We start from the raw sequence: 26,574 nt of genomic DNA, 5'->3' as shown, positions 1-26,574 counted from the left end.
GGTGGACCTCAGGACGGCCGCGCTGCTGGGGCACCGCTCCCGGCGGCGCTACTCGTCGACGCCACCGGTGCCCCCGGTCAGCTGGGAGAGGCGGAAGACGACGAACTCGGCCGGCTTGACCGGTGCCACCCCGATCTCGCAGATGACCTGGCCGGCGTCGATGCTCTCCGGCGGGTTGGTCTCGCGGTCGCACTTGACGTAGAACGCCTCTTCCGGCGTGAGCCCGAACAGCGCCCCCTTGCGCCACTCGTTGACCAGGAACGCCGAGACGGTGCGCCGGATACGGGCCCACAGGGCGTCGTCGTTCGGCTCGAAGACGACCCACTGCGTACCGGCGAGGATCGACTCCTCCAGGTAGTTGAAGAGGCGCCGGACGTTCAGATAGCGCCAGGCCGGGTCGGAGGCCAGCGTCCGGGCGCCCCAGACCCGGATGCCGCGCCCGGGGAAGGACCGGATGCAGTTCAGCCCGATCGGGTTGAGCAGATCGTGTTCGCCCTTGGTCAGCTGGGTCTGGAGGGCGACCGCCCCGAGGACGACCTCGTTGGCGGGTGCCTTGTGCACCCCGCGCGACTCGTCGTTGCGCGCCCAGACCCCGGCGATGTGACCGCTCGGCGGAACGAGCCGGGCGCGCCCGGACGAGGGGTCGGCGACCCGGATCCAGGGGTAGTAGAGCGTGGCGTACTTGGAGTCGAAGTTGGCGCGGTCGGTGCGCCAGGCGCGGATCTGCTGCGGGCTCAGCCCCGGCGGCGGGTCGAGGATGGCGACGCGGTCGCCCATCAGCGTGCAGTGGGTGATCAGCCCCTGCTGGACGGCGATGACCGACTCCAGGTCCAGCAGCCCGCGTTCGTACGCGCTCATCAGGTCGGGCACGGCGATGGTCGTGACCTCGTCGACCGCTTCGAGCCCGCCGAGACCGGTCCGGCGGTCGGGATCGCCGACGTACAGCTCGGGGGTCAGCGCCCCGCTCGCGGGTGAGGCGGGCGCGGCGGGCGCCAGGGTCACGCTCTGCGGCTCGGGCCTGGCCGGGGCGGCGCCGCGGGCCGTCTCGCGTATCTCGATGATCTCCGACTTCGCGTTGACCCGGGTGGCGACGTTCTCCTTGCTGCGCTTGGTCGTGACGCCCGGGTACGTCTCCGCGACCTGCCCGTCCCGCTTCACGATCAGCTGGAAGACGTCGGAGGGCGGATCGTCCCCTTCCGCCTCGGCCACCTCGACGGTGATCTCTCCGGCCGCACCGGGGCGGGGCTTCACCGCGTACGGCCCGAGCTGCGTCTCCGACCCCACGGGCAGCTGCCCGGCGCCCTGCTCGTCGTCCCCGTCCGCCGGGGGCTCGGTGCCGTCACCGATCCGCACCACGTAGCAGACGCCGCCGCCGTTGGCGAAGAACCCGTAGACGGCCGACGCCAGATACGTCCCATCGACGAAGTCACCGAACGTGCCTGCGAACTGGCTCCAGTTGGTGATCAGCGTCGGCTCGTCGAACGGCCCCTTCTGGGCGAAACCGACGAAGGCGGCGACCGAGGTGCCCACCCCTTCGATCGGCCGGGACCCGGACTCGATCTCTTCGACGTAGACGCCCGGGGACAGGTACGACGGCATATGAGTCTCTCCTTGGCCGGGAACGCCCGCAATTCTCGCGACACCCGCGATCACCGGGAACGGACGCTCGGCCGCCCACCCGTGCACCGGCCGCTGCCCGATCAGGCAATGCGCCGACGCCGTACGTACTGCCGGTAACTGCCCCCGTTCACGGTGCGCGCGCGCTGCGTACGGGGTCGGCACTGCCCACACCCTGGGACGTCGACGGAGCACATGTGCGGCCGGGAGGACGGATGAAGGCGGTTCCGGACAAGAACCCCGCCGCCGCCCACCCGTCTCCCGCGCACCCGGCTGTCTCCCGGACGACGGCGACGGCCGCGCCGGCGAGATTACCGGGCGACCGCCCCGCCCCCGATCGGCGCGGCCTGGTCGGCCTGCAGCGGGCGGCGGGCAACAGGGCCGTCTCCCGCCTGGTCGCGCAGCGGTACACGGCCCCGGTGAAGCCGTCCCCCGCCCAGGCCCCCGGCTTCCGCAAGGTCACTTCGGACGTGGCGGCCAAGAGAGTCCGCCTGGCCCATCACGCCCCCGCCGCCGCCGAGTCCAGATCGGCGCAGGACGCGGCCGTCGCACCTCCCGACGACAAGGAGGCGCAGGGCAAGGCGGCCAACGCCGAGAAGATGAACGCCGCGAAGCCCGGCGAGTTCAACAAGCAGGCGTTCATCGACGCGGTGAACAAGGCGATCGACGCACAGGCCCCGAAGAATCTCGACGACGCCGACAAGTTCTCGAAGTCCGGCAAGGCGGACAAGATCAAGGGCGAGGTCGACGGGAAGGTCAAGGACGGCAAGGAGTCCTCGGCCAAGGACATCGACACGGCGACGAAGGCCCCGCCGGACACCTCGGCGGCCAAGGACAAGCCCGTCACCCCGATGACCCCGGACCAGGCCCCGGGCAACCCCGGCGCCCCGTCGGCGGCGGACGCGGTCCCCGCCCAGCAGCCCGCCTCCGTGACCGACTTCTCCCAGGGCCCGGCCGCCAACGACCAGGCGATGGCGGACGCGGAGGTCACCGAGGACCAGCTGGCCAAGGGCAACGAGCCGGAGTTCGACCAGGCCCTGTCCGCGAAGAAGACCGCGGAAACGGACTCCGCGAAGGCCCCCGCCAAGGGCAAGGCGGCCGAAGCCCAGCAGCTGAGCACCGCGAAGGCCGGGGCGGCGGCCTCCGGCACCCAGGCCATGAACGCCCTGACCGCGACCCGGGCGTCGGCGGGCAAGCAGGTCGACGGCGGCAAGGGCGAGACCAAGAGCAGGGACGAGAAGAAGCGCGCCGAGGTCACGGCGAAGCTCCAGAAGGTCTACGACGGCACGAAGAAGGACGTCGAGACCACCCTCTCCGGCCTCGACAAGAAGGTCGACACGGCGTTCACCTCGGGCGAGAAGGCGGCCCGGGACGCGTTCACCGCGGACCACAAGCGCCGGATGAAGGCGTACAAGGACAAACGCTATTCGAGCTGGACCGGCAAGGCCCGCTGGGTGAAGGACAAGTTCGCCGGCCTCCCGAAGGAGGCGAACAACCTCTACCAGGAGGCCCGCAAGCTCTACGTGGCGAAGATGCAGACCGTCATCTCGTCCGTGGCCGACATCATCGGTACCGAACTGGGCAAGGCAAAGGCCCGCATCGCCAAGGGCCGCACCGAGCTCAAGGCCGAGGTCGACGGACTCCCCGCCGACCTCAAGCAGTTCGGCGAAGACGCGGCGAAGGACTTCGCGGGGAAGTTCGACGACCTCGAAGCCACGGTCAACGAGAAGTCCGACCAGCTGGTCCAGGACCTCGCACAGAAGTACACCGCGGCACTGAACAAGGTCGACGAGGAGATCAAGAAGCTCCAGGAGGCCAACAAGGGCCTGATCGACAAGGCGAAGGACGCGATCGTCGGCGTCATCAAGACGATCAACGAGCTGAAGAACCTCCTGCTCGGGATCCTCGCCAAGGCCGCCTCCGCGATCATGAAGATCATCAAGGACCCCATCGGGTTCCTCGGCAACCTCGTCCGCGCGGTCGGCGCAGGCCTCAACCTCTTCATCACCAACGTCGCCGAACACCTCAAAACGGGTGTCGTGTCCTGGCTGCTGGGCACCGCCGTCAAGGCGGGCCTCGAACTCCCGCAGAAGTTCGACCTCAAGGGCATCATCCAGCTCATCGGAGCCCTCCTGGGCCTGACCTGGGCCAACATCCGCGCCCGCATCACCCGCAAGGGCATCCCCGACCAGGCCCTGACCGCCGTCGAACAGTCCGTCCCGGTCGCGAAGAAACTCGCCGCCGAGGGCCCCGCAGGCGCCGTCAAGGAAATCGAGTCCGAGGCAGGCGACCTCAAGGCCACCATCCTCGAAAAACTCACCAGCTACCTGATCCCCACCGTCATCATCGCCGGGATCACCTGGATCATCTCCCTCCTCAACCCCGCCTCCGCCTTCGTCCGCGCGGTCAAGGGAATCATCGACATCGTCACGTTCATCGTGAACCAGGGCGCCCAGATCGTCGAATTCGTCAACGCGGTCCTGGACGCGGTCATCGCCATCGCCAACGGCGGCTCGGCAGGCGTCCCAAAAATGGTCGAAGCCGCCCTCGCCACCAGCGTCCCCCTGCTGATCGGCTTCCTCGCCTCACTCCTCGGCATCGGCAGCCTCGCCAACAAGGTCAAGAGCGTTTTTCACGCCGTTGCCCGCCCCGTGAACAGAGCCATCGACAAAATCGTCAACTTCATCACCAAGAAAGGAAAAGGCCTCTGGGAGAAACTCAAAAAGAGAGACACCAAGAATAATCCAAAGAGCAAAACAAATGAAAGCCGCGAAAAGGACAGCCCTAAAAAGAAACAAGAAGACCTCAACCGAATAGTAGCTTCCCTAACGCCAAAAATTGCCAAATATGTAGGGTCGGGAAAGTCCCACAAAGCCCTGGAAGCAAGGCTAGGGATTTGGCGCCGACAGTACCGCCTTACAAGTCTGACGGTGTCACAGGACGGTTCGATCACCGCTAAGATCAACCCCTCTATCACCATAGGCAACATCAGCGTCAAGGATCAAGAATTGGCACTTCTCATTATCCCAGCCCTGGCGCAAGTCGAGCAGGAATATTTTGCCCACCTCTTACTCACCGAAGATCGCGGCCCGGTGATAACGAAGGCAATTTCCGGCTGGACAGGCGGACGGGCAAACTCTCTCGCCAAACTTTCATCTTTCGAGAGAGCCATGGTCATGGCATATTTCCGCCCCGGAGCAAAGGTACTGGCAATCGAAAAATCCGTTTCTATATTCACTCCGGACAGCCAGCGAAGCAGTTCATCCGTAGGAGTGATCGGGAGAGTCAACGCTGTTGGCGCCTATGCCGCCAAGCAGAAAATGAACAAAAAGGGAAAGATTGTCGACATACTCAGCGTATCGGAAGACTTGCGAAGGAAGTCACAAAAAGCATACGGGGCACCTTTACCCGATCAAGACATAGCGAAATCATTGAGCTCTTCAGAATTTAACGAAACGGTGTTGCGTAGTCGCGCCACACGAACCACAAAGACCGCACAGAAGGCTCTGGAAATATTCATACGTGCCATGAGGAGGAATCACAGACTCGTGCAGTCCGTGGAAACAGGACGCATGCATGGTGTGCCAAGCGCGACCACCATGAGGAATTCACTGGTGCAATCTGGCACCGTTACGGGATTGGATCCGATTCTTGGGGTGGATGGCAGCATGAACATCATGGCGCCCCTCGCCCAGGACCCCGCTCAGCAACAGAAACGCGAAGAGCGCCTCGGCACCGTCCTCATTGAGATGATCAAGTCCGCTCCCACAGCTGGACAATCACAGATAGCGGGACAAAGTCTGATCTCTTCAGTTCACATGCTGGTGGCGGACGGTTACAGTGTCAACCCGCTCGCGGAGCAGATCGAAAGGTACGCAGAGTCCAAAATGTCTGGAGCCTCCCCCTCGCAAATAGAACATGAATTCCGCTTACTTAAGATCGGGATACGCGACATGCTAGAGAACACGAATAAGTAAACGAATTGGGTCATCGAATCAATCAACGGATCATCACACAAATGAAGGTGACTAATGCGCCTCAACGTGATATTTCGAGACTCCATTGACCCTCAAATATTCGCCAGATTCGCCGAGGGGCAGAATTGGGCTTTCCAGGGAACCTACCCAGCCGTCGAATCAGCGCCGGCAGAAATGGTATGGGCTACACCAGCCGGAGTAGGACTGCACTTGATCGAAGACGCAGCACTAGACTTGATATACCTCTCCATCGAGAACTACTCCATTAAGGGTACCTCTCCGGAAGCCGTGCGATCGACACTAAATTCAGTTACAGGAGAATTCGACACAATACCTACCCAGGAGTTGATCGACCTCTATTACGCTGAGCCAGATTGGAATGCGCGCGTTCTCGCACTGATGATGATTGCTGCAGCAGCCGGAGAAGATTTCGCACCCGGCATCTGCCAAGTCATCAAACATGGAATCAGGTTCGATCAGCCAGACGTCAGGAAGGCTGCCGCAATTGCTTCAATGTATGCCCCCTGGCCCGACCTCAAGGATGCCATCTCAGCTGCGGCAAACAGCGATTCTGATGAACAGGTCCGAGATCTGGCATCAATGTCACTAATAAATTTTAAATAGAGTATACAAAATAGCCCCCTATCCAATGACCTTGCGAATAGATCCAGGTAGCGGGTAAGATTTCTTCTGTTGGCTCGTAGACCCTTTGCCAAGATTTACGGACCGCTGGAGGACTCCATATTCGACAGCGGGTACGTCGTGCCCACTTGACGCATCGGGGCCAGGTGATTCTCGCCATAAACGGCGCCCTCTCATCGGTTTTGTGCACTCGGTTTCGCCGCTCAGAGCAGGAATCCGCAGCAAAGTCACCGACCGAGCACGTCCATCATGTGGTCGTCCAAATCCGCCACGAAGTCCTCCCGTCGCCATGGTCGAAGCTCCTGCCGGGCCCTCCGCAAACGGATCATTGGCACCCTCCCGCCCACCGATGCCGCCTCTGTGATGCATTCATGCAGGAGATCGGCTGCCGCATGCGGCTCGCCGAGCCGCATCCTCGCCAGTGCTTGGTCCGTTGTGACGATGACGCGCTGCACCTTTTGCCGAGGGGATACGAGAGAGTCGGCCGAGGCCGCGAACTGATCGTGCGCGACTGCCGGATCACCCACATACAGCTGGCATACCCCCTCGAAGCCGCGCAGGTACTCCGCAGAGAACGCGCCCGGCAGAGGGTCGTCGGGAGACTGCCGCTCGATGTCGTACCAGGCCAACCCAAGCGCAGCGTCAGATTGTCGGATCTGACCCGACCGAGCAGCAACTTCCGCCTGCAGTGCATGCGCTCGCGCACGGACCAGACGGCTTTCTCCACCACTGGCTGTGCGGACCGCCTTCTCAACGAGCGCGCCCGCGTTCGCGATCTCGGGCGACGCGTACAGGACAGTGAGAGCGTGGCTCAGGTGCACCGATGCCTGTCGCCAAGGTTGTCCCAAGCAGGCGGCCTCCCGGGTCGCCTCCTCGTACAGAGCCCGACTGGCAGCATCGTCACGCGTCTCGAACGCAAGGCGGCCTGCCAGCATCGCTGCCTCCACCCGCGTGCACCGCAAGTGCTCACGCACCGGCTCCGGCTGCCCGTCGGCCATCAACCGGCGGCATGCCTCCAACGCTGGAGCGAGCATCACATGCAAACGTACGAACGGAAGGCTCCCCACCTGCGCACTAACGCCCGCAACAACGGAGGCAAGCCCAGAGACGGTCTCAGAGTTCAAGAGAGACGCATCCGCGAGGGCCTGTCCCAAGCCTGCACCGGCTTCTGGCGCCAGCAACATCAGCAGTCCGCCGCTGTCCTCCGTCACTGCCCGGACCAGCATGCTCCGCAGCTCCGAGACCCGGCTTTCGCTCTCTCCCAGTTGCCCCAACGCATCTAGGTACTGCGCGAAGTCCGAGCCTGCTCCGAGCGAGCGGCTGCTGCCGGGCGTAGTCGCGTACAGATGAGCAAGCAGCAGTTGGTAGCGCTCGTCCGGCATCGTCGCCGACTTCGACTCCCAACGTGCGACCGAACGTTGGACACTCGCGACCTGCGGCAGCCTGGGCATGCCCAAGTCCTGTGCGATCTGCGTCAGAGCACGAGCCATGTCGGCCAGAGACAGGCCACGTCGAACCCTCAGCCTCTTCAGTGCCGCCGCGCCCACGGTTGAGCTGCCCATCCCCTCATCGTGACGCATACCGCTGCTACACGGGCACGATCAGCCGCGGCTTGCCCTGTTCTACTGTGTAGTTGATGGTTTGCCACGTGCCCGATGACGGCTCAGTCGCGTGAGGAAACCCGATCGTCAGCGCGGAACGATCGACCATCCAGCGGTTGCGCACGTGGTACGCCTCGGCGGACAGGACAGGAGCTCCGAGTTCGACAATCTCCTTGATCCGTTGGCCGTTGTGGGCACGGGAGACGGCCTGCTGAGCCTCTTCCGGTTGCTGGGCCACCGTGCCCGGAACGACGATCGTGATGTCTGCGGATGTACTTTCCGCCAGCCACAGCAAAGCCCATGAGTCGATGCCCTTTGCACCACCGATGTAGAAGGTGCTGCGAGCGAACGCCCCGAGGTACGTGGCAAAGAGCGCCACGTATTCGTCTTGCGGGCGATGGTCTGTTGACCGAGTGCCCGTAATCGCCACGGTGTGCATGATCAACTCCGTGTCATAGGTTGTCGTCTCCCGTCAGGCTCCCACGCTTGGGACCGTCGTTGCGTGGACACCTACAGGACGAACAGCGATACGCGCGGCTCCAGGATGCTTCCGGACCCTGACTGCCTCTCCCAGGCCCAGCAGCGCGGGGCACACTGCGTGTGGTGCGACGTTGCCCTGACCCCGCGCACAGCGGTGGACCTTGGCCCGAGGGGAAGGGGCGGTCATGGTTGCATCGCCGTCTGGTTCCCTCGCTGCTGCAACACCTGCGGGAAGCGAGAGACGTCATGAAGATCTGTATCTACTGCCAGGAAGTCATCGAAGGTGCGGCCGCCGCGCTTGGCGACGGCTTCTCGATGAGCGGAGCGCGGCCCGATGCCCTCGCCCATCCCGACTGTGTGCCGTTCACCGCCTCCGATGCCGCCAGTCTGTCGTGAGCACCAGGTCCCAGCCGGTGCCTCATGCCTCTTACACATCCCCGGAATGCAGAACTTCAGGCACCACCTGGCCCGAGGGGCACCGCCTGTGCCACGGCGAACAGGTCATCCGCGTCAGGCCTGGCGATGCTCCCGTCGAACAGCTGCATTGCGCCTGCGGTTGCCACCATGCCGGGCGTCCGGCCTCTGCCTGACGAGTCGGCTGTCAGCCCCCGCCCACCCGCACCGGCAGCGACTTCAGCCCATTGATGAAGTTCGACACCAGTCGCCCCGGCGAACCCGCAGGTTCGAGCGACGCCGGAAGGATCCGGCACGCTTCCTCGTAGAGCACCCGTAGTTGCAAGCGCGCGAAATGCGCGCCCAGGCAGACATGCGGGCCGTCGCCGAAGGAGACGTGGGGGTTCGGGGTACGGGAGAGGTCCAGGGCGAACGGGTCGGAGAAGACGCGTTCGTCGTGGTTGGCGGAGGCGTGGAAGACGACCACCTTGTCGCCGGCGCGGATGCGCGTGCCCGCCAGGGCCGTGTCCTGGGTCGCCGTGCGGCGGAAGGTCAGGACCGGGGGGTGGCGGCGGAGGAGTTCCTCCACGGCCGTCGCGAACCCCGCCTCGCCATCGCGCAGGCGGCCGTACGCCTCGGGGTTCTCCGCCAGGAGGTGCAGGCCGCCGGGGGCCGCGCTGCGTACGGTGTCGTTGCCGGCCACCACCAGGAGGAAGAAGAACATCTCCAGCTCGGGGGCGGTCAGTTCGGGGTCCGTGGCCAGGGACGTCATGACGTCGTCGGCGGGGTCGCGGCGCTTGTGGGCGGCCAGGGCGTGCGCGTAGTCGAACATGTCGCGGAGTGAGGAGGGGGAGCGGGGATTGACCGGGCTGCCGTCCGGGCCGAGCGATGGTGTTCCGGCCTCGTCGGGGTCCTGGTAGCCGATGACGCGGCGGGTCCAGTGGAGGAGGAGCGCGCGGTCGGTGTCCGGTACGCCGAGCAGGTCCGCCAGGTTGAGGAGCGCGTAGTCGTCGGTGACCCGGGCGACCAGGTCGCACGTGCCGTCGCCGGACCTCGCCTCGGCCACCGCCCCGGTGAGCAGCGAGCGGGCGCGTTCGCGGACGACCTCGGCGAAACGGTCCACGCGCTTCGGGGTGAAGGCGCGGCTGACGAGTACGCGCAGGCGTCGGTGGTGCGGCGGGTCCTGGTTGAGCATCATGCGGCGGATGAACGGCAGGTCGGCGGGGTCCGGGTCGCGGATCTGGGTGGCGCCCAGGTACGAGGAGTACGTGGCGGAGTCCTTCAGGACCCGGACCACGTCCTCGTGCCGGGTGACCGCCCAGAAGCCGGGGCCCGCCGGCCAGCCGAGCACCTCCGGTTCCTCCTGCCACGCCACGGGGTGGTGGTCGCGCAGGTGGCGGTAGTGGTCGTGGGGGATGCCTCGCCCGTACTGCCTGGGGTCGAAGACGTCCGGCACGGGCGCGCCGGGGGCGACGTGCGCGCTCATGCCCCCGCGTCCGCCCGCAGGAAGTCCTCGACCACGCGGATCAGGTCGAGCGGGGTCTCGTCCATCGCGTAGTGGCCGCACGACGGCAGCTCCACCAGTTCGGCCCGCGGGTACCAGCGCATCCAGGTCGCCCGCTGCACGTCGGCCGAGAGGGCCGGGTCCAGCGCGCCCACGACGGCGAGGGCGGGCACGGGCGAGCCCTCGACCTCCTCGTGGAAGTCCTCGCCCGCCCAGGAATCCAGCCAGGCACGGAAGGCCTTGGCGTCGCTGCACGCGACCGAGCGGCGCACCATGCGGTCCAGCCAGCCCGCGGGGCGCCGGCCTCCGGTGGTGGTGTCGAGGATGACGCGGCGGTTCCGCGGGGTGTGCGCCGCCGCGGCGAAGAGTTCCCACTGCTCGGGCGGGAGCGGCAGGCCCGACGCGGGGACGGGCGAGATCCCGACGATCCGGCGCACCCGCTCCGGCGCGGCGGCCAGCGCCCGCTGGACGACCGAGCCGCCCATCGAGTGGCCGATCAGCGAGAACCGCTCCCAGCCGAGCCGGTCGGCCAGCGCGAGCACGTCCTCGGCGCCCTCGGCCGTGGTGTACGAGCCGCCCGCGTCCCGCGCCTCGCCGTATCCGCGCAGGTCCACCACCGCGTACTGGAACGCACCGAGATCGAGGTCCGGCAGCACGGGGGCGTACGCGGAGCGGTCGGCGAGCCAGCCGTGCACCGCGATCACCTTGTGCGGGCCGTCGCCGTGCAGTTCGTGGGGCAGAACAGGCAATGCGGTCACGCTGACTCCCGTCGCCGTACGGAGAGGAACCGGCCGGTCACCGACCGGCCCCCCGCCCACGGTGGCGCCAACTCCGGGCCCGCGCAAGGGCACCGCCCGCGCTTCGCACCGCCTCAGCCCAGCAGCTTCAGATACGGGCCGAACTCCGACGCCAGCGTCAGCCGGCCCAGCTTCTGGTACTCGCGCTGGATCGCGTGGATCAGCGTCGCCATCGTCACCGGCTCGCCCGTGTCCGCCGCCAGATACGCGGACGTCACCGCGACCGACCGGATGTTGCCGCCCGCCAGCTCGAAGTTCTCGGCGCAGAAGGCGAGGTCCAGGTCCATGCCCCGGGGGAGTACGGGGCCCAGGCACCGCTCCCAGAGGACGAGGCGTTGTTCGGGGTCCGGGACCGGGAAGTCGATGACGAGGTCCAGACGGCGGGTGAACGCGTCGTCCAGGTTGGCCCGGAGGTTGGTGGCGAGGATGGCCAGGCCGTCGAAGGACTCCATGCGCTGGAGGAGGTACGCGCTCTCGACGTTCGCGTAGCGGTCGTGGGCGTCCTTCACGTCGGAGCGTTTGCCGAAGATCGCGTCCGCCTCGTCGAAGAGCAGCACTCCGTTCACGCCCGCCGCCTCCGAGAAGATGCGTTCCAGGTTCTTCTCCGTCTCGCCCACGTACTTGTCGATCACCGTCGCCAGGTCGACCGTGTAGAGGTCCAGGCCCAGATCGGCGGCGATGACCTCCGCCGACATCGTCTTGCCGGTGCCGGAGTCGCCCGCGAAGAGGGCGGACACCCCCCGGCCCCGGCCGCCGCCGGGGCGCATGCCCCACTCCCCCAGGACCCGGTCACGGTGCCGCGCGCGGGCCGTGAGTTCGCGGAGCTGGGCATGGGTGTCCGGCGGGAGGACCAGGTCGTTCCAGGTGACGGTGGGTTCGATGCGGCGGGCCAGGCGGTCCAGGCCCGCCGCGTTCTGGGCGCGGGCGCCCTGGCGTACGTGGTCGGGGGTGAGGGTGCCGCCGTCCAGGTGGGTGGTCTGGGCGGCGCCCCGGGCGGCGCGGGTGATCTGTTCCGGGGTGAGGAGGAACGGCGAGAGCAGCCGGTCCACGTCGACGGACCCGGGGACGGGACCGCCGTACGCGTCGGTCCAGAGGGCCGCCCGGGTCGAGGGTTCCACGCGTGGGGCGTGCAGGAGGAGGGGCGGGGCGGCGGACCAGGCCGCGTCCCACGGCGCCCGGCCCACCAGGATCGTGGGGACAGGGGTGCCGGTGAGCAGCCGGAGGAGCTCCGGGTGGTCGCGGGAGACCGCGTCGAGCGGGGCGCAGACCACGCCCGCGCCGGTCAGCCGGGCCTCCCGGACCAGGGAGCGGACCGCCTCGGCGGGCGAGGGGTCCTCGGCCAGCCGTGCCAGGTCCAGACCCAGGACCCGGTGGCCCGCACGCGTCAGCGCGGAGGCCGCGAGGGCCGTGCCCGCGCCGCCCTGGTCCTCGCGGAGGTAGGCCAGCGAGGCACCGTGGGCGAGCGCCCCGGCGAGCGGGACCGGGTCGCCGACCCCCGGTACGGCGTGCCAGCGGGCGAGGAGATCGGCCAGCCGGGGGTCGGGGGTGTCGTCGCCCAGGAGGTGCGCGGTGACCCGGTCGGGGACGCGGAGCGCCCGGCTCAGGAACGGCCGGTCCAGGTCCTCGGCCAGGAGGAGGCGGCCCTCGCGGAGCGGGGCACGGGCCGACAGCCGGCCGCGCGCCACCTGGTCGGCCGGGGAGAGTCCGCAGAGGCCCAGCGCCAGGCCGATGGACGGACGGCGACGGGTGACGTCGTCGTTGAGGTAGCCGTAGAACGCCTCGAAGCGGTCGTCGAGATCCGGTACGAGGGCGATCAGGAGGATCTCGACGTCGAGGGCGGTGAGGCCGAACTCGCCCGCCAGGGACGTCAGTCTGGACCCTTCCGCCGGTGCTTCGCCGGAGTCCGGCGCCTCCCAGGAGTCCGGCGCCTCACCGGGAGCCGGAGCGGACGGCGGTACGGGGTACGGGAAGGCGCGGGCCTGGCTCTCGTCCAGCAGTCGGGCGATGTTCTCGTCCGTGAGGTAGAGGCCGCGGAAGGCGTCGTCCGGGTCCGGATCGGTGAGCTGCCGGGCCTCGACGGCCCGTCGGATGCGCTGCTCCACCGCCACCGCGCGGGCGAGGAGATGGCGCAGGTTCGGATCACCCGCGGCGGTCATTCGGCGCTGTCCTCCGTGTGGGCCTTCCGCTCCTCCGTACCGGACTTCCCTGGCTCCGTACCGGACTTCCCTGGCTCCGCACGGGACTTGCCGGACTCCGTACCAACCGCCCTGGACTCCGTACCGGCCGCCCCGGACTCCGCGGCAACCACCCCCGACCCCGTACCGGCCGCCCCGGACTCCGTACGGCCCTTCCGGGTCTCCACGATGCGGAGGGACAGGCCGCGTCGTCGTTCCCCGTCGGGCGTGCGCGAGGCGGCGCCCCCGCCCGGCCGCCCCGGGCGGCCGCCGTACACCGGGAGGCCCCCGCGCCCCGGCATCGGTTCCGACACCGGCTCGGCGCCCTCGGGTACGTCCCCGAAGCGGGCCTGGAGCCCGTCGTCGCCCACCGGCGGACCGACGACATAGCTCGGCGACGCGGTCACCGGCACGCTGACGACCAGGTCGAGCGAGGGTTTCAGCTCCCCGCCCAGCGCGCTCCACACATCGGCGAACGAGCGGTCCTCCGGCGGTGGCAGCGCGATCGACATCGGTACAGGTGCCCCGATCTCGGCCAGGGTTCCCGCCAGCCGCTCCGGAGGCAGCGCCTCGTACCGCAGCAGACAGCCGAGCAGCGACGAGAGCAGCCGGTGTTCGTCCTCCGGGCGCTTGGTCCACGCCGTGATCAGGTACGACAGCTTGAAGAACCGGGGCGGGCGGCGGCGCGCGATGATCGTGCCCCGCTCGTCGTAGTCGTTGTGGAGACCGCGCTCGCGCCTGCGCATGTCCTCACGGATGTCGTAGAGGTACAGGTTGACCATGGGCGCGTTGACCTTCGCCGCCCATTCCCGGGTCGGGGCGTCGAAGACCACCGCGATCTGGCCGCCTTCGAGCACCTCCGCCCTGATCAGCGCCCGCAGTACGTCGTCGACCTCGTGGATCACCTGATCACTCCCGTGCGGTCGCCGGTGCTCATGCGCGGCCCGCGAAGTCCGGTGGCTGGAGATTGCGCTGCACCACCAGGACCGGTTTCTTCAGCCGGTCGAGGTCGTGCGAGTCCGCCCTCAGCTCGCGCGGGCCCAGCTTGTCCTTGCGCAGGACCAGGACCTGCACCTCGAAGGTGCCGTCGCGGCCCACCGTGGCCGTGGTGCCCCCGGGGGTGATGCCGGTGTTCCACGTGAAACGTACCGTCGCGCCCGGCGGGTAGTCCTTGCCGCGGGCCAGTACCGGCTGGCCCGGTTTGGCGACCTGCGGGGTGACGGTCAGCGAGGGCTTCAGGACGCGCAGCCGGTCGGTGTCCTGGTTGTTGGCCTCACGGCGGTCCGGCAGGGTGCCGCGCACGGTGGCCCGTACGTCGCCCGTGACGGCCGCGCGGTAGGTCGCGGTCTGGGTCACCTCGATGCGGCCACCGGCCGGGATGGTGCACGGTTTCGCCGCCGTGCAACGGGTCAGGGCGGGCAGGCTGCGGTCCTTCCCCTGGGACGGCTTCGGCCAGGTGGAGCCGATGACCACGCCGGTCGCCGGGTCCGGACCGGCATTGGTGACGGTGAAGCGGGCACGGGCCGGGCGGCCGGTGTAGGTACGGTCCGGGCTGACGTCGACCTTCATCGCCACATCCGCCGACGGCGGGACGGGTGCTTCCAGAACCTCGATCTCCGCCGTGTCCGTCCCCGTGTTGCCCGCCGAGTCGGTCGCCGAGCAGCTCACCGTGGTGCGGCCGACCGGGAAGAGCGAACCGGAGGCAGGGGTGCACGTCACCGGGAGCGTGCCGTCGGTGGCGTCCTGGGCGGTGGCGGCGTACGTCACCCGCGCGCCCTTCTTGTCCTTGGCGCGGACGGTCAGATCGTCCACGGTGACGACGGGCGCGTCGATGTCGTTCACATCGATGTTGATCTGTTCCTGGAAGTCCGGATCGGCCGCGGCGGCCGGCCCGATCGCCTCCGCTCCCGGGACCTGGGTACCCATCAGGAACTGGACGGTGCAGCTCAGCCGGGTGCCCTGGGGCGCGTCCGCGGAGACGTCGATGTTCTCGGCGAAGTGCGCGGTGTCGCCACTGGTGAGCTGCCGGGTGGGTGGGTCGAGGCTGACGGACAGATGCGGATCGCAGTTGTCCAGGCGGTAGCTCACGTTGGTGGGAAGGTTGCTGAACCCCTCGATGATGGCGTCCACGACATCATTGCCTTCGATGTCGTCGAGCATCCGGCCGTTGGTGGCGGTCGCCAGTCGCAGGGCCTGGTCCGGATCGTGCTTCTTGTCATTGGGGTACTCGGGTATCTGGCCGTTTCCGTTGAGACCGTCGCCCTTGTCACTGGTCAGACCGACCGCGATCAGCCGGACCCCCGCGTCCTGAAGGGCGAACTCGGCGTCACTGAAAGTCGTCCGGTAGTTGCTGGGGTCATGGCTGGACGCGTCACCTACCAGCACGATGACGGGGCTGGAGTCGGGGCGGAACACGGTCTGCCCGTCACCGCCGTTGGCCAGCTTCCACAGGGCGTAGATCCAGTCCTCGGGCGGGCCGATGCTGTAGTCGCCCATGTCGGCCTTGAGCTGGTCGACGCCCTTCTGCACCTTGCCCAGGTCGTCGGTCAGTCCTTGCAGCACCTTGAAGCCCGCATCGGGGTCCACCTGCTGGTCGCCGAAGGTGGCCACCGCGAAACGTGAGTCCCGCTGCTCGTCGCGGATCGCCTTCGTGATCGCGGGGATCCGTTCCTTCACTCGCTGGATCGGGACGTCCATGCTGCCCGTGCCGTCCACCAGCAGGATCACATCCGGCCTCGGCGGGATCGCCGGCGTACGCACCTGCTTGTCCACGCCCGTGGAGCCGCCCGGGTCGACCGCGTCGGTGAACTCGGCGGGAGTGACCCAGGGTTCGGGCACCGCCGCCGTCGGCGCACCGGAGGTGACGGCCGAACCCGGCGCGATGCCGGTGACCACGAGCAGCAGCGCGAGGGCCGGGATACGGAGCACGGCGAGGGCGCGGCGCGACGTGGAAGCGGGGCGCGACGTGGAAGCACGGTGCGACATGGGCGGCCGGGCCCGGGTCGCTCCGTCCCGCCGTGTCCACCGCACCCGCCGAAGCGGCTGGAACCAGCGCACGGAAGTCCTCCCCCACCCTCGCCCGATCGGCATGCCGGACGTCAGGGTCCTGCACCGGCGACGGACGCACAGCGGTACGGAAGTCACACCCTCGGGTAGGCACCGCTGCCCGAAAGTGCAGCCGGAGCCCTGCCGGGTCCACGCACCCACCGGCACGTGCCGGCCCGAGGCCACGTACGCACGGACGTACTCACGGATATACACACGGCCGTACGCGCAGATATACGCACGGACGCACGCACGGGCACCCGCACGGACGCGGGTCGGCTCAGATCAGCCCCTGCCGCATCGCATACGCCACCGCGTGCGAGCGGTTCCGCAGCTGCAACCGGGTCATCACCGAATGCAGCACGTTCTTGATGGTGCGCTCGGAATAGGCCAGCTTCGTCGCGATGTCCGCGGTGTCGTACCCCTCCGCGACCAGCCGCAGCACATCCACCTCGCGCGCCGCGAGACCGGTGAAGTGCAGACCGCGGGGGCCGAGCACCTGGCCCTGGAGGCGCCCCACCTCCTCAAGCAGCCTTCCCAGCAGGTCGGACGGGAGATGGCCCTCGCCCCGCGCCACCGTCCCGATGACCTGCACCAGGTGTTCCGGGGTCGATTCGGAGCGCCTGACCACACCGGCGACCCCGCACTCCGCGGCGCTCACCAGCTTCTGCTCGTCGATGTCCGTGGTGACCAGGACGGTACGCGAGGTGCTGGTGCGCTGGATGTGGCGCAGCATCGTCAACACCGCCTCGTCGACCGCGTCCACGACGACGATCACGATCTGAGGAGAGGCGTCGCCCTCCCCCCACTCCATCACGCTGACTTCGGGCCGGGTACGTAACTGGCTGGCCACGCCCGCTTGCGAGATCGGATCCTGGGCCCTTAATGCGACAGTGGTGCGCTCCATGGCAATGCTCCCCCTGGGCAACAGCCGATGGCGTCACGTTCGATCACAACCAACACGGCTGTTTTCGTCATGCCTCACTCGTCTGAGGCGGTCAAAAGATGCCCGTGTTTCCTTACAGGGAAACAAAAAAGCCGATCCGGGCACGGAATCTGCCCGGAAGTGTTCCTTCACGGACGATGTCGGCGTTGGGCGGCGAACCTACGGTGCGCCGTATGAGTCTCACGGCAAGCCTCGACGAATCGTCCGTCACTGCCGCACCGGGCGAGGAGACGGCCCTCCCTCTGCGGATCCTCAACTCCGGCAGCACCGTGGAGGAGTACCGCTTCGAGGTGGTCGGTGCGTGTGCGGCCTGGTCCGCGGTCGAGCCGGCGACGCTGTCCCTGTATCCGGGTGACTCACAGACGGTCTCCTTCATGCTGCGTCCGCCCCGGGACTCGACCGTGCTCGCCGCGGAGACTCCCTTCGGGATCCGGGTGGTGCCCACCAGCGAGCAGGGCGACACGGTGGTGCCCGAAGGGCGGGTGACCGTCCTCCCCTTCACCGAGACGACCGCCGAGCTGGTACCGCGCAGCTCGCACGGAGCCTGGCGCGGCAGGCATCAACTCGCCGTCGACAACCGGGGGAACGCCCCGGTCACCGTACGGCTGGGAGCCCGGTCGGGTACGGAGCGGGCGCGGGTCTCGTTCGCGGCGGACGCGCTGCGGATCGACCCCGGGCGCGCGGAGTTCGGGAAGGTACGGATCCGCCCGGCCAAGCGCGTATGGCGCGGCATCCCGGTCACGCACCCCTTCCAGCTGACCGCCACCCCCGAGGTGGCCGAGGACCAGGCCCCGGTCGCACCGGTGGTCGTGGACGGCTCGTACCAGCAGGAACCGATCCTGCCGCGCTGGCTCCCCCGGGCGCTGATCACCGCGGCTGTTCTGCTGATCGCGCTGGTGGGGCTCTGGTACGCGCTGCTGCGCCCGGCCGTGAAGTCGGCGGCCCGGGAGGCGATCACACCGGAGGCGGTACGGTCCGCCGCCGCGGCCGACAAGAGCAAGGCCCCCGACAAGGGCGACCCGGCCGGCGCCGGATCGGGCGGTGGCGACTCCTCCGGGGCGAACGGCGGCTCACCGAAGCCCAGCCCCTCACCCAGCGCCGACGCCTCCTCCGACGCGTCCGCCGCGGCCCCGACCAGTGCGCAGGTGCAGGTCAGGGACTCGGTGGGCGGCGGCTCGAACACCTCGACAGCCATCCAGGTGCCCAGCGGGCACACGTTCCAGCTGACCGACATCGTGGTCCAGAACCCGCAGGGCGACGCGGGCACGCTCGTGGTCTCCTCGGGCCGGGACGCGCCCGTGCTCCGGCTGGCGATGGAGAACTTCCGCGACTCCGACTACCACTTCGTCACCCCGATCATGGTGCCCGCCGGTGGCAAGGTCACGATGACCGTGGACTGCCGGAAGGTGGGCAAGCCGGTGAACGCGCCGACGCCGTCGCGGTGCTCGGAGTCGCTGTTCCTCGGCGGCACGATGAAGACGGACACGGCGGACTGACGCGGCGGACTGAGACGGGGGACCGAGACGGGGGACTGACGCGGCTGACGGACACGGCTGACGAGGCCTGCCCCATCGATGGCCCCGCACCACCCCACCGCCCCACCGAACCCCGCACACCGCACCTCCGTCACTCGGCGGGAGCCTCTTCCTCCTCCTCGCCGCCCTCCTTCGCCCGCTGCACGAAGGAACCCTGCACATCGGCCGGCTGCTCGTCCTCGTCCTCCGTCGCGGCCCGCTGCACGGCGGCCGCCCCCGCTGCCGGAGCCGGAGCGGGAGCCGGTTCCGCAACCGGGGCCGGGGCCGGATCGGACAGCACCCGGTCGGCGTTCGCGACGGCCTCCCGCTCGTACCGGTCGGAGGGGTCGCTCACCCGGATACCGCCCGGCGCCTCCGTGCCCTCCACCGGACCGTTGCGCTGCTGGATCACATGGGTCAGCTCATGGGCCAGCGTGGTGCGGCCCTGCGGCGAGGACGGATCGTAGGCGTCCCGCTGGAAGACCACGTTGTTGCCGACCGTGTACGCGTGCGCGCCCACGCCCTTCGCGGACTCGTGGGCGGCGGAGTCCGTGTGGATGCGTACGTCGGAGAAGTCCGCGCCCATCCGCCCCTCCAGATCGGCCCGGGTGTCGGTGTCCAGGGGTTGGCCTCCGCCCGACGAGACCACATCGTGCACGGGGGAGCGCTCTTCCTCCTCCTTGCGCTGGAGCATCGACCCCACGGCGCTGTTGCCGACCGCCCGCTGGAGCACGCTCATGCCACCGGCCCCGACCACATCGGCCCGCCCGGCGGCCGCCGCCCGGTAGAGGTGCGGGGTGTCCGCCGGCTCCCGGCCCTCGGACGCCCGCGACGCGTGGACCGGCTCATCGTGCTCATGCCCGTGTCCTTGTCCGTGATCCCGCTCGTGGTCGTGCTCCTGGTCCCATTCCTGTGCGTGCATCCTCATCTCCCCTGCCCGCGCCCGGTCGACGGCGCGTCGTGATGGCCTCACCACTCCACCTTCACGACGCCCCACTGCCCCGTCCAGCCCGGACCCCGCCGGCCGGGGGCAGCCGGTCCTGCCCCTTCGGGCACCCGCCCCGTCCGTACGGCAAACGGCTGCACCGGCGGGCAGTGGGGTGGCCGGGCCACACCGCCATCGGGATGATCAAGGCATGACCAAGAGCAACAAGGACCAGCCCGTCACCCTGCGGATCGCCCAGGAGCCGAAGGCGGACGAGCTCCTCGCGCGCAGCCCGCTCGCCGCGCTGGTGGGCATGCTGCTGGATCAGCAGGTACCGATGGAATGGGCCTTCTCCGGCCCGTACTCGCTGGCGCGGCGGATGAGCGGGGACGACCTGGACGCCCATGAGATCGCCGCCTACGACCCGGAGGCGTTCGCCGAGCTCTTCACCACGAAGCCCGCCCTGCACCGCTATCCCGGCTCCATGGCCAAGCGGGTCCAGCAGCTGTGCCAGTACCTGGTGGCGGAGTACGACGGCGACGCGAGCGCGGTGTGGGCCGATGTCGCCGACGGGGCCGAGCTGCGGAAACGGCTGAACGCGCTGCCCGGGTTCGGCGCCCAGAAGGCGCAGATCTTCCTGGCTCTGCTGGGCAAGCAGTTCGGGGTCCGCCCGACGGGCTGGCGCGAGGCGGCGGGCCCGTACGGCGAGGCCGGCTCGCACCGGTCGGTCGCCGACATCACGGGCCCGGAATCACTCGCCGAGGTCCGCGCGTTCAAACAGCACGCGAAGCAGGCGGCGAAGGCGGCCAAGCGCGCCGCCGAGAAGTAGCGCGCGAGCAGTAGCGCGAGCAGTAGCGCGCCGAGCAGTAGCGCGCCGAGCGGTGGCAAGCCGAGAGGTACCACCGCCCGGCCCGGCCCGCACCACCGCTCAGCAGCACCCGGCACCGGAACCAGCCACCCTCCACAGCACTACCGCCCCACAGCACCGCCGCCCCGCCACCCCACCGCCCACGACGGAACCGGCGGCCCGCCACCCTGCGACAGGACCGGCCTACCGCCTGCGGCGGGCCGTGCCGAAGAGCGACCGCGAGATCTCCCGGCCCAGCTGCGTACCCACGGACCGGGCCAGCGACCGGAACATCCCGCTCCCCACCACCTGCTCGACCAGCGAGGCGTCCTCCTTCTCCGCCTTCCGGCCCCGGCCCGCCGGGGCCTTCCGCCCGGCCTCCCCCTCGCCGCGCACCGCCTCCTCCACCGCCGCCCTGTCCGCAGCCGCCGCCTCGGCGGCCCTCCGCTCCGCCTCCTGACCGGCGCTCAGCTTCTCGTACGCCGACTCCCGGTCCACCGCCTCCGCGTAACGCGCATACAGCGAGGAGCCCTTCACGGCCGCGTCGAGTTCGGCCGCCGGATACGGCCCCATCAGTGACTGCGGTGCCCACAGCCGGGTCGCGGCGACCGGCGTCGGCGCACCGTTCTCGCTCAGCACCGTGATCACGGCCTCGCCGATGCCCAGCCGGGTCAGCAACTCCTCCAGGTCGTAGGGCGAGTTCGGAAACGTCCTCACCGTCGACCGCAGCGCCTTCGCGTCGTCCGGGGTGAAGGCCCGCAGCGCGTGCTGCACCCGGTTGCCGAGCTGGGCCAGTACCTCCGCGGGCACATCGCGCGGCGTCTGCGTGACGAAGAAGATGCCCACGCCCTTGGAGCGGATCAGCCGCACGGTCCGGGTGATCGACTCCAGGAACGCCTTCGAGGCCCCGTTGAAGAGCAGATGCGCCTCGTCGAAGAAGAAGACGAGCTTCGGCCGGTCGAGATCGCCGACCTCCGGCAGATCGTGGAAGAGATCGGCGAGCAGCCACATCAGGAAGGTGGAGAAGAGCTGGGGCTTGTCCTGCACCGCCGCCAGTTCCAGTACGGAGACGAGCCCGCGCCCGTCCGGCGCCCGCCGCAGCAACTCGGCCGTGTCGAACTCCGGCTCACCGAAGAAGGCGCCCGCGCCCTGCTGCTCGAAGGCGGTGATCGACCGGAGGATCACTCCCGCGGTAGCGGTGGAGAGACCGCCGATCTCCTTGAGTTCGGCCTTCCCGGTGTCCGAGACCAGGAACGCGACCACCGCCCGCAGATCCTTGAGATCGACCAACTCCAGGCCTTTGGCATCGGCGTAATGGAAGATCAGGCCGAGCGACTGCTCCTGCGTCTGGTTGAGCTGCAACACCTTGGACAGGAGTACGGGTCCGAAGCTGGTGACCGTCGCGCGCAGCGGGATGCCGGGGCCGATGCCGCCGAGCGCGTAGAACTCGCACGGGAAGCCCTGCGCCTCCCACACCTGCCCCACCTGCCCGGCGCGCCCGGTGACCCGTTCCCCCGGCACGCCGGGAGCGGCGATGCCCGAGACATCGCCCTTGATGTCGGCGAGGAAGACGGGGACGCCGTTGGCGGAGAGCTGCTCGGCGACGAGTTGGAGCGTCTTGGTCTTCCCGGTTCCGGTGGCACCCGCGACGAGTCCGTGGCGGTTGAGCATCGCCAGCGGAATGCGGATCCGGGCGTCCGGCAGGCAGACGCCGTCCCAGAGCAGCGCGCCCAGATCGAGGGCGGCCCCGGAGACAACGTATCCGGCGGCGATCTCCCGGGCAGGCTCCGGCAGCGCACCACCACTGCCCGCACCACCGTTACCTCCCATACCGCCGTTGCCACCCGCACTGCCGCCACTGCCCGTACCGCCGCCGCTGTCCGTCAAGCTGGAGCCCGGACTATCACTCGGACTGTCACTCAAGCTGCCGCTTGGGCTGTCACTCATGGGGTCACCGTTCCGAAATGCCTGGTTTTATGGCGTTCTCGTCAGCATCGCAGTCCGGCCCCGTGGCTGCGCCCGGAGGCTCTTGCCCGGTAGGCTTTCCGTGTGATCTTCAAGCGCATCGGAAATGGGCGGCCTTATCCCGACCACGGCCGGGAAAGCACCCGGCAGTGGGCGGATGTCGCGCCGCGCCCGGTTCGCCTCGATCAGCTGGTGACCACCAAGGGCAACCTGGACCTCGAAACCCTCCTCGCCGAGGATTCGACGTTCTACGGCGACCTGTTCGCGCATGTCGTGAAGTGGCAGGGCGACCTCTACCTGGAGGACGGACTGCACCGCGCGGTCCGCGCCGCGCTTCAGCAGCGCCAGGTGCTGCACGCCCGCGTGCTCGAACTCGGCTGACCGAAGCGGGTCCGTCCACGGACCCGAAGGACCGGCACGACGACTCGTACGAGCCACACGACTCGTACCCACTCGCACGACGGTCATGGCCCGCGCCCCCTGCGCGGACCATGACCCACGGCCCACGGCCACTTCGGGGTTCGTTCGGGTGCTTTCCCACCCGGACGGGTGCGATCCATTGATCATTTAGTAGGCATCATCACCGGGTCGCACTACGCTGCGCCCATGAGCATGCTCACTCCCCCCGGCATGGGCGGAAAGTACCGCATCACAGGCGACAAGTACCCGCGGATGCGCCGTCCCCCGCGTCGCGGCAGACTGATCCTCGCTGCCACCGCTTCCGTGGTCGCCCTCGGGCTGGCCGGCTGGGGCACGATGCAGCTCATCGACGCCTTCACCGGCGGGGACAAGACGGCCAGCGCCGCCGACCACAAGACGGACTGCCCCTCCACCAAGCCGTCCGCGCCCGCGAAGGCGCTGCCGAAGCCCGCGAAGATCACCGTCAACGTCTACAACGCGACACCGCGCAGCGGGCTCGCCAAGCAGGCCGCCGACGAGCTGAAGAAGCGCGGCTTCACCATCGGCAAGGTGGGGAACGCACCGGCCGCGTACGACAAGAAGGTCCCCGGCCCCGGGGTACTGCTGGGCGCCCCCTCGGCCACGGGCGGGTCGCTCCCGGTCCTGGGGACGCAGTTGGCGGGCGCCACGCCGAAGACCGACGCGCGCAGGACGACGGACATCGATCTGATTCTCGGTACGAAGTTCAAGACGTTCAGCACGCCCCGGTCGGCGGCCGAGGCCCTCGCCGCCCTGACGAAGCCGGCCCCCGCGCCGTCGTCCTGCTGACGGCTGCCGGGACGCCCCGGCAGCCGTACACGCAGGATTCCCGGTCTACCGGTCTAGTCGACCGTTCCGTACATCCGGTCGCCCGCGTCACCGAGGCCCGGGACGATGTAGCCGTTCTCGTTGAGCCGCTCGTCGACCGAGGCGGTGACGACGGTCACCGGCGTACCGGCCAGCTCGCGCTCCATCACCTCGACGCCCTCGGGCGCCGCGAGCAGCACGACGGCGGTGACATCGTCCGCACCGCGGTCGATCAGCTCCCGGATGGCCGCGACCAGCGTGCCGCCGGTGGCCAGCATCGGGTCCAGGACGTACACCTGGCGGCCCGAGAGGTCCTCCGGCATCCGGGTGGCGTACGTCTCCGCCTTGAGGGTCTCCTCATTGCGGATCATGCCCAGGAAGCCGACCTCGGCGGTCGGCAGCAGCCGCACCATGCCGTCGAGCATGCCGAGGCCCGCCCGCAGGATCGGCACGACGAGCGGCCGCGGGTGCGACAGCTTCACGCCGGTCGTCGGTGTGACCGGGGTCTCGATGTCGACCTGTTCGGTGCGCACATCCCGGGTGGCCTCGTAGGCGAGCAGGGTGACCAGCTCGTCGGCGAGCCGCCGGAAAGTCGGGGAATCGGTGCGCTTGTCGCGCAGGGTGGTGAGTTTGTGCGCGACCAGTGGGTGGTCGACGACGTGGATCCGCATGGGTTCAACAGTAACCGTGCCTCCCGCACGCGTGCGCTGGCATCAACCGCATGTTCGGGGGGAAGGTGGGGGCATACGGACCCAGCATTGGGGTGATGAGTCGATGCCGGACGGGGAAAAGCGGAAGCGGGACGCGCCGGACGCGCCGCTCCCAGGGGACGCGTCGGCCCCGGAGGATGCCCAGGCCCAGCAGGACCCGCAGGACCCGGAGCTGACCGACGCGGCACGCCGCAGGCGGCGCGCCCAGTTCCTGCGCGAGCTCCATGAGGCGAAGGCGCTCCGCGACCGGGTGCAGCCCCGCCGCGCGCGGGCGGCCCGGATGCGTCAGGCCATGCGCATGCGCACCTTCCGCTGGTAGCCCGGACGGCCGTCCGGGCCTCCCCGGCCTCCCCGGCATCCCCCTGGTGGCGGCGTCCAGGAGAACTGATGGCCGACGCAACGGCCGAACTCCTCTCGCGAAGCCCTTGTTTCTGCCACGATTCCGATGGGCGGGACGCAGGACAGCCGGGCCACCGACTGCCCTCCCGCCGGACCGACACCCCTATGACCAGTGGGAGAGTCACGGTGTACTTCGCCGCACTGCTCGCGCGCACCGAAGACGGGTGGGAAGCGAGCGACACGGAGCTCGACGATGTGGAGACCCTGTCCGACCTGACGGATCTGGCCCGTGAGGCCTCGGTGGACGAGGACACGGTGCTTGTTTTCATCGAGCAGGAGGACGCCTGGTTCGGCGTCGTCCGGGTGGACGGTGAGGACGATCCCCGTATTTTCGTCTCGGACGCCACCGCCGCCGCCCGATCCTCGTACGGGGAGATCCTGCTCACCGACGAACTGCTCGGCCGCGAACCCGGGGCCGAGGACACGATCGCCGCCCTCGAAGAGCTCGTCGGCCTCGACGAGACGGAGGACGACGATCCGGACACCACCCCCGACAACGACACCACCGACCACGACGACAACGACGACGACGGCCTGGACACCGATGCCGACGCCGTACCGTCCGGCCCGCTCGGCGACACCCGGCTCCTGGCCGATCTCGGGCTCCCCGAGGCCGAACTGCTGATGCTGCGCACGGACGCGCTGGTGGAGATCGCGGACGCGCTGGGCGCGGCCGAGGTCCTGGAGACCGTCCGTTAGGGTCCGCGGGTGAGCGAACCACCGCACCCGCAAGGACCGCCGGAACCGCACGACCCCGTGAGGGACCCGTGGCGGGCGCACATGCGCCGCGCCCTGACCGAGGCCGATCTGGCGGCGCTGGCCGGCGATGTGCCGGTCGGCGCCGTCGTACTCGGCCCGGACGGCACTCCGCTCGCCACGGGCCACAACGAACGCGAGGCGACCGGCGACCCCACCGCACACGCCGAGGTCCTCGCCCTGCGCCGCGCCGCGACGACCCTCGGCCGCTGGCGGCTGACCGGCTGCACCCTGGTCGTCACCCTGGAGCCCTGCACGATGTGCGCGGGCGCCCTGGTCCAGTCCCGCGTGGACCGGGTGGTCTACGGCGCCCGCGACGAGAAGGCGGGCGCGGCGGGCTCCCTCTGGGACCTCGTACGCGACCGCCGCCTCAACCACCGCCCCGAGGTGATCCAGGGCGTACTGGAAGACGAGTGCGCGAGCCTCCTGACATCCTTCTTCCGCACCCCCTGAGAACCGATTTCTGTCCACGGCCCGCCATGGTCTAAGCTCTCTCTCGGTAGCGTGTCCGAGCGGCCGAAGGAGCTCGCCTCGAAAGCGAGTGTGGGGAAACTCACCGAGGGTTCAAATCCCTCCGCTACCGCCATCGACGCCCTCCCGACCAGCGGAAACGCAGGACGGGAGGGCGTTCGCGCATCACCGGGCCTGCCGCGCCGAAGCCGATGTCGGCTCTTGTTCGTTCCCGCGCGGGGCTGAGGCACGACTGACCGAGTCGAGAGTGTGACGAAATGCCCGAATCTCAAGAAGTAAGTAAAATCAGGCTCCCCCTGCCATAAACCAGCAGGTCAGGAACTGTGGTCCCCGCGCGTGCGGGGTTGGTCCCTTCTGCTCCCGGCCACGCTGCCAGGCATACGGGTGGTCCCCGCGCGTGCGGGGTTGGTCCCGTCACCCAGTCTGCAGCACGCATGGGCATGCCGTGGTCCCCGCGCGTGCGGGGTTGGTCCCCTGGCGATCCTGAAGGACTCAGGAGCCAAGGTGTGGTCCCCGCGCGTGCGGGGTTGGTCCCCAGACAGGTCAGAAGACCAATGCTGAGGATC

The 26,574-nt window shown here is 68.9% G+C and carries 22 protein-coding genes, 1 tRNA gene and 1 CRISPR repeat array; of the genes, 11 read left to right on the top strand and 12 right to left on the bottom strand.

Annotated features, from left to right (window positions below; translation table 11 throughout):
• Nucleotides 1-48 precede the first annotated feature (48 nt).
• Nucleotides 49-1,599: a phage tail sheath family protein gene (locus GA0115234_RS34690; protein WP_093549678.1), complete on the bottom strand. Its 1,551-nt coding sequence runs from the start codon at nucleotides 1,597-1,599 to the stop codon at nucleotides 49-51.
• Between the two features lie 233 nt (nucleotides 1,600-1,832).
• Between GA0115234_RS34690 and GA0115234_RS34685 the strand changes: the two genes are divergently transcribed.
• Both GA0115234_RS34685 and GA0115234_RS42000 read left to right on the top strand, forming a co-directional pair.
• Nucleotides 1,833-5,594, top strand: coding sequence for a phage tail protein (locus tag GA0115234_RS34685; protein WP_237541982.1), 3,762 nt, complete (start codon nucleotides 1,833-1,835; stop codon nucleotides 5,592-5,594).
• A gap of 54 nt (nucleotides 5,595-5,648) precedes the next feature.
• The gene (locus GA0115234_RS42000; RefSeq protein WP_141718525.1) at nucleotides 5,649-6,218 is read left to right on the top strand and encodes a hypothetical protein; all 570 of its coding nucleotides are present in this window, start codon (nucleotides 5,649-5,651) and stop codon (nucleotides 6,216-6,218) included.
• 245 nt (nucleotides 6,219-6,463) lie between these two features.
• On the opposite strand, the gene GA0115234_RS34680 is transcribed toward GA0115234_RS42000, so the two are convergent.
• Together GA0115234_RS34680 and GA0115234_RS34675 are read right to left on the bottom strand one after the other, a co-directional pair.
• Nucleotides 6,464-7,798, bottom strand: coding sequence for a hypothetical protein (locus tag GA0115234_RS34680; protein WP_176729363.1), 1,335 nt, complete (start codon nucleotides 7,796-7,798; stop codon nucleotides 6,464-6,466).
• 25 nt (nucleotides 7,799-7,823) lie between these two features.
• The gene (locus GA0115234_RS34675) at nucleotides 7,824-8,276 is read right to left on the bottom strand and encodes a DNA-processing protein DprA (protein ID WP_093549676.1); all 453 of its coding nucleotides are present in this window, start codon (nucleotides 8,274-8,276) and stop codon (nucleotides 7,824-7,826) included.
• A 230-nt stretch (nucleotides 8,277-8,506) separates the two neighbouring features.
• Between GA0115234_RS34675 and GA0115234_RS42640 the strand changes: the two genes are divergently transcribed.
• Entirely contained in the window at nucleotides 8,507-8,713 is a 207-nt protein-coding gene (locus GA0115234_RS42640; protein WP_161275719.1) for a hypothetical protein, read from the top strand.
• Between the two features lie 205 nt (nucleotides 8,714-8,918).
• Here GA0115234_RS42640 and GA0115234_RS34665 read toward each other — a convergent pair whose 3' ends face one another.
• From GA0115234_RS34665 to GA0115234_RS34640, 6 genes are all read right to left on the bottom strand, one after another.
• Nucleotides 8,919-10,196, bottom strand: coding sequence for a cytochrome P450 (locus GA0115234_RS34665; RefSeq protein WP_093549672.1), 1,278 nt, complete (start codon nucleotides 10,194-10,196; stop codon nucleotides 8,919-8,921).
• Nucleotides 10,193-10,972, bottom strand: a complete 780-nt coding sequence (locus GA0115234_RS34660; RefSeq protein ID WP_093549670.1) for an alpha/beta fold hydrolase — start codon at nucleotides 10,970-10,972, stop codon at nucleotides 10,193-10,195. Before GA0115234_RS34660 ends, GA0115234_RS34665 begins: the two co-directional genes overlap by 4 nt.
• Nucleotides 10,973-11,085: 113 nt before the next feature.
• On the bottom strand, nucleotides 11,086-13,167 hold the full coding sequence (locus GA0115234_RS34655; protein ID WP_093549668.1) for an ATP-binding protein: 2,082 nt from the start codon (nucleotides 13,165-13,167) through the stop codon (nucleotides 11,086-11,088).
• Entirely contained in the window at nucleotides 13,164-14,090 is a 927-nt protein-coding gene (locus tag GA0115234_RS34650; protein ID WP_093549666.1) for a DUF4255 domain-containing protein, read from the bottom strand. Before GA0115234_RS34650 ends, GA0115234_RS34655 begins: the two co-directional genes overlap by 4 nt.
• Nucleotides 14,091-14,118: 28 nt before the next feature.
• Nucleotides 14,119-16,170, bottom strand: a complete 2,052-nt coding sequence (locus tag GA0115234_RS34645) for a VWA domain-containing protein (RefSeq protein WP_093549664.1) — start codon at nucleotides 16,168-16,170, stop codon at nucleotides 14,119-14,121.
• A gap of 340 nt (nucleotides 16,171-16,510) precedes the next feature.
• Complete coding sequence (locus GA0115234_RS34640) at nucleotides 16,511-17,137, bottom strand: helix-turn-helix transcriptional regulator (RefSeq protein ID WP_093549662.1); 627 nt, start codon at nucleotides 17,135-17,137, stop codon at nucleotides 16,511-16,513.
• Nucleotides 17,138-17,349: 212 nt separating this feature from the next.
• Between GA0115234_RS34640 and GA0115234_RS34635 the strand changes: the two genes are divergently transcribed.
• Nucleotides 17,350-18,672 (top strand): COG1470 family protein, encoded by a 1,323-nt coding sequence (locus GA0115234_RS34635; RefSeq protein ID WP_093549660.1) that lies wholly within the window; start codon nucleotides 17,350-17,352, stop codon nucleotides 18,670-18,672.
• Between the two features lie 130 nt (nucleotides 18,673-18,802).
• Here the strand turns inward: GA0115234_RS34635 and GA0115234_RS34630 are convergent, their stop codons facing one another.
• A complete protein-coding gene (locus GA0115234_RS34630) occupies nucleotides 18,803-19,618 on the bottom strand; it encodes an eCIS core domain-containing protein (protein ID WP_093549658.1) in 816 nt (271 codons plus the stop codon).
• 208 nt (nucleotides 19,619-19,826) lie between these two features.
• Here GA0115234_RS34630 and GA0115234_RS34625 point away from each other — a divergent pair, with 208 nt between their 5' ends.
• The gene (locus tag GA0115234_RS34625; protein ID WP_093549656.1) at nucleotides 19,827-20,444 is read left to right on the top strand and encodes an HhH-GPD-type base excision DNA repair protein; all 618 of its coding nucleotides are present in this window, start codon (nucleotides 19,827-19,829) and stop codon (nucleotides 20,442-20,444) included.
• Nucleotides 20,445-20,666: 222 nt separating this feature from the next.
• On the opposite strand, the gene GA0115234_RS34620 is transcribed toward GA0115234_RS34625, so the two are convergent.
• Nucleotides 20,667-22,292, bottom strand: a complete 1,626-nt coding sequence (locus GA0115234_RS34620) for a helicase HerA-like domain-containing protein (RefSeq protein WP_093549654.1) — start codon at nucleotides 22,290-22,292, stop codon at nucleotides 20,667-20,669.
• Between the two features lie 219 nt (nucleotides 22,293-22,511).
• Here GA0115234_RS34620 and GA0115234_RS34615 point away from each other — a divergent pair, with 219 nt between their 5' ends.
• Together GA0115234_RS34615 and GA0115234_RS34610 are read left to right on the top strand one after the other, a co-directional pair.
• Nucleotides 22,512-22,808, top strand: a complete 297-nt coding sequence (locus GA0115234_RS34615; RefSeq protein WP_072488263.1) for a type II toxin-antitoxin system VapB family antitoxin — start codon at nucleotides 22,512-22,514, stop codon at nucleotides 22,806-22,808.
• Nucleotides 22,809-23,057: 249 nt separating this feature from the next.
• A complete protein-coding gene (locus GA0115234_RS34610; protein ID WP_093549652.1) occupies nucleotides 23,058-23,654 on the top strand; it encodes a LytR C-terminal domain-containing protein in 597 nt (198 codons plus the stop codon).
• Nucleotides 23,655-23,707: 53 nt separating this feature from the next.
• Here GA0115234_RS34610 and upp read toward each other — a convergent pair whose 3' ends face one another.
• Entirely contained in the window at nucleotides 23,708-24,343 is a 636-nt protein-coding gene (gene upp / locus GA0115234_RS34605; protein ID WP_093549650.1) for a uracil phosphoribosyltransferase, read from the bottom strand.
• 103 nt (nucleotides 24,344-24,446) lie between these two features.
• Between upp and GA0115234_RS34600 the strand changes: the two genes are divergently transcribed.
• From GA0115234_RS34600 to GA0115234_RS34585, 4 genes are all read left to right on the top strand, one after another.
• Nucleotides 24,447-24,701, top strand: coding sequence for a hypothetical protein (locus GA0115234_RS34600; RefSeq protein ID WP_093549648.1), 255 nt, complete (start codon nucleotides 24,447-24,449; stop codon nucleotides 24,699-24,701).
• 206 nt (nucleotides 24,702-24,907) lie between these two features.
• Complete coding sequence (locus tag GA0115234_RS34595) at nucleotides 24,908-25,480, top strand: tRNA adenosine deaminase-associated protein (protein ID WP_093549646.1); 573 nt, start codon at nucleotides 24,908-24,910, stop codon at nucleotides 25,478-25,480.
• An 81-nt stretch (nucleotides 25,481-25,561) separates the two neighbouring features.
• Nucleotides 25,562-25,990, top strand: a complete 429-nt coding sequence (tadA, locus tag GA0115234_RS34590) for a tRNA adenosine(34) deaminase TadA (RefSeq protein ID WP_093549644.1) — start codon at nucleotides 25,562-25,564, stop codon at nucleotides 25,988-25,990.
• Between the two features lie 45 nt (nucleotides 25,991-26,035).
• A tRNA-Ser gene (locus GA0115234_RS34585) sits at nucleotides 26,036-26,123 on the top strand.
• Between the two features lie 208 nt (nucleotides 26,124-26,331).
• Nucleotides 26,332-26,543: a CRISPR direct-repeat array (repeat unit 29 nt; unit sequence GTGGTCCCCGCGCGTGCGGGGTTGGTCCC).
• Nucleotides 26,544-26,574: the final 31 nt, after the last annotated feature.

Source organism: Streptomyces sp. DvalAA-43, assembly GCF_900091725.1.
GTDB classification, from domain to species: Bacteria; Actinomycetota; Actinomycetes; order Streptomycetales; family Streptomycetaceae; genus Streptomyces; species Streptomyces pulveraceus.
Note: the sequence above shows the minus strand (reverse complement) of the source record. Positions and strands in the feature narration are given on the sequence as shown.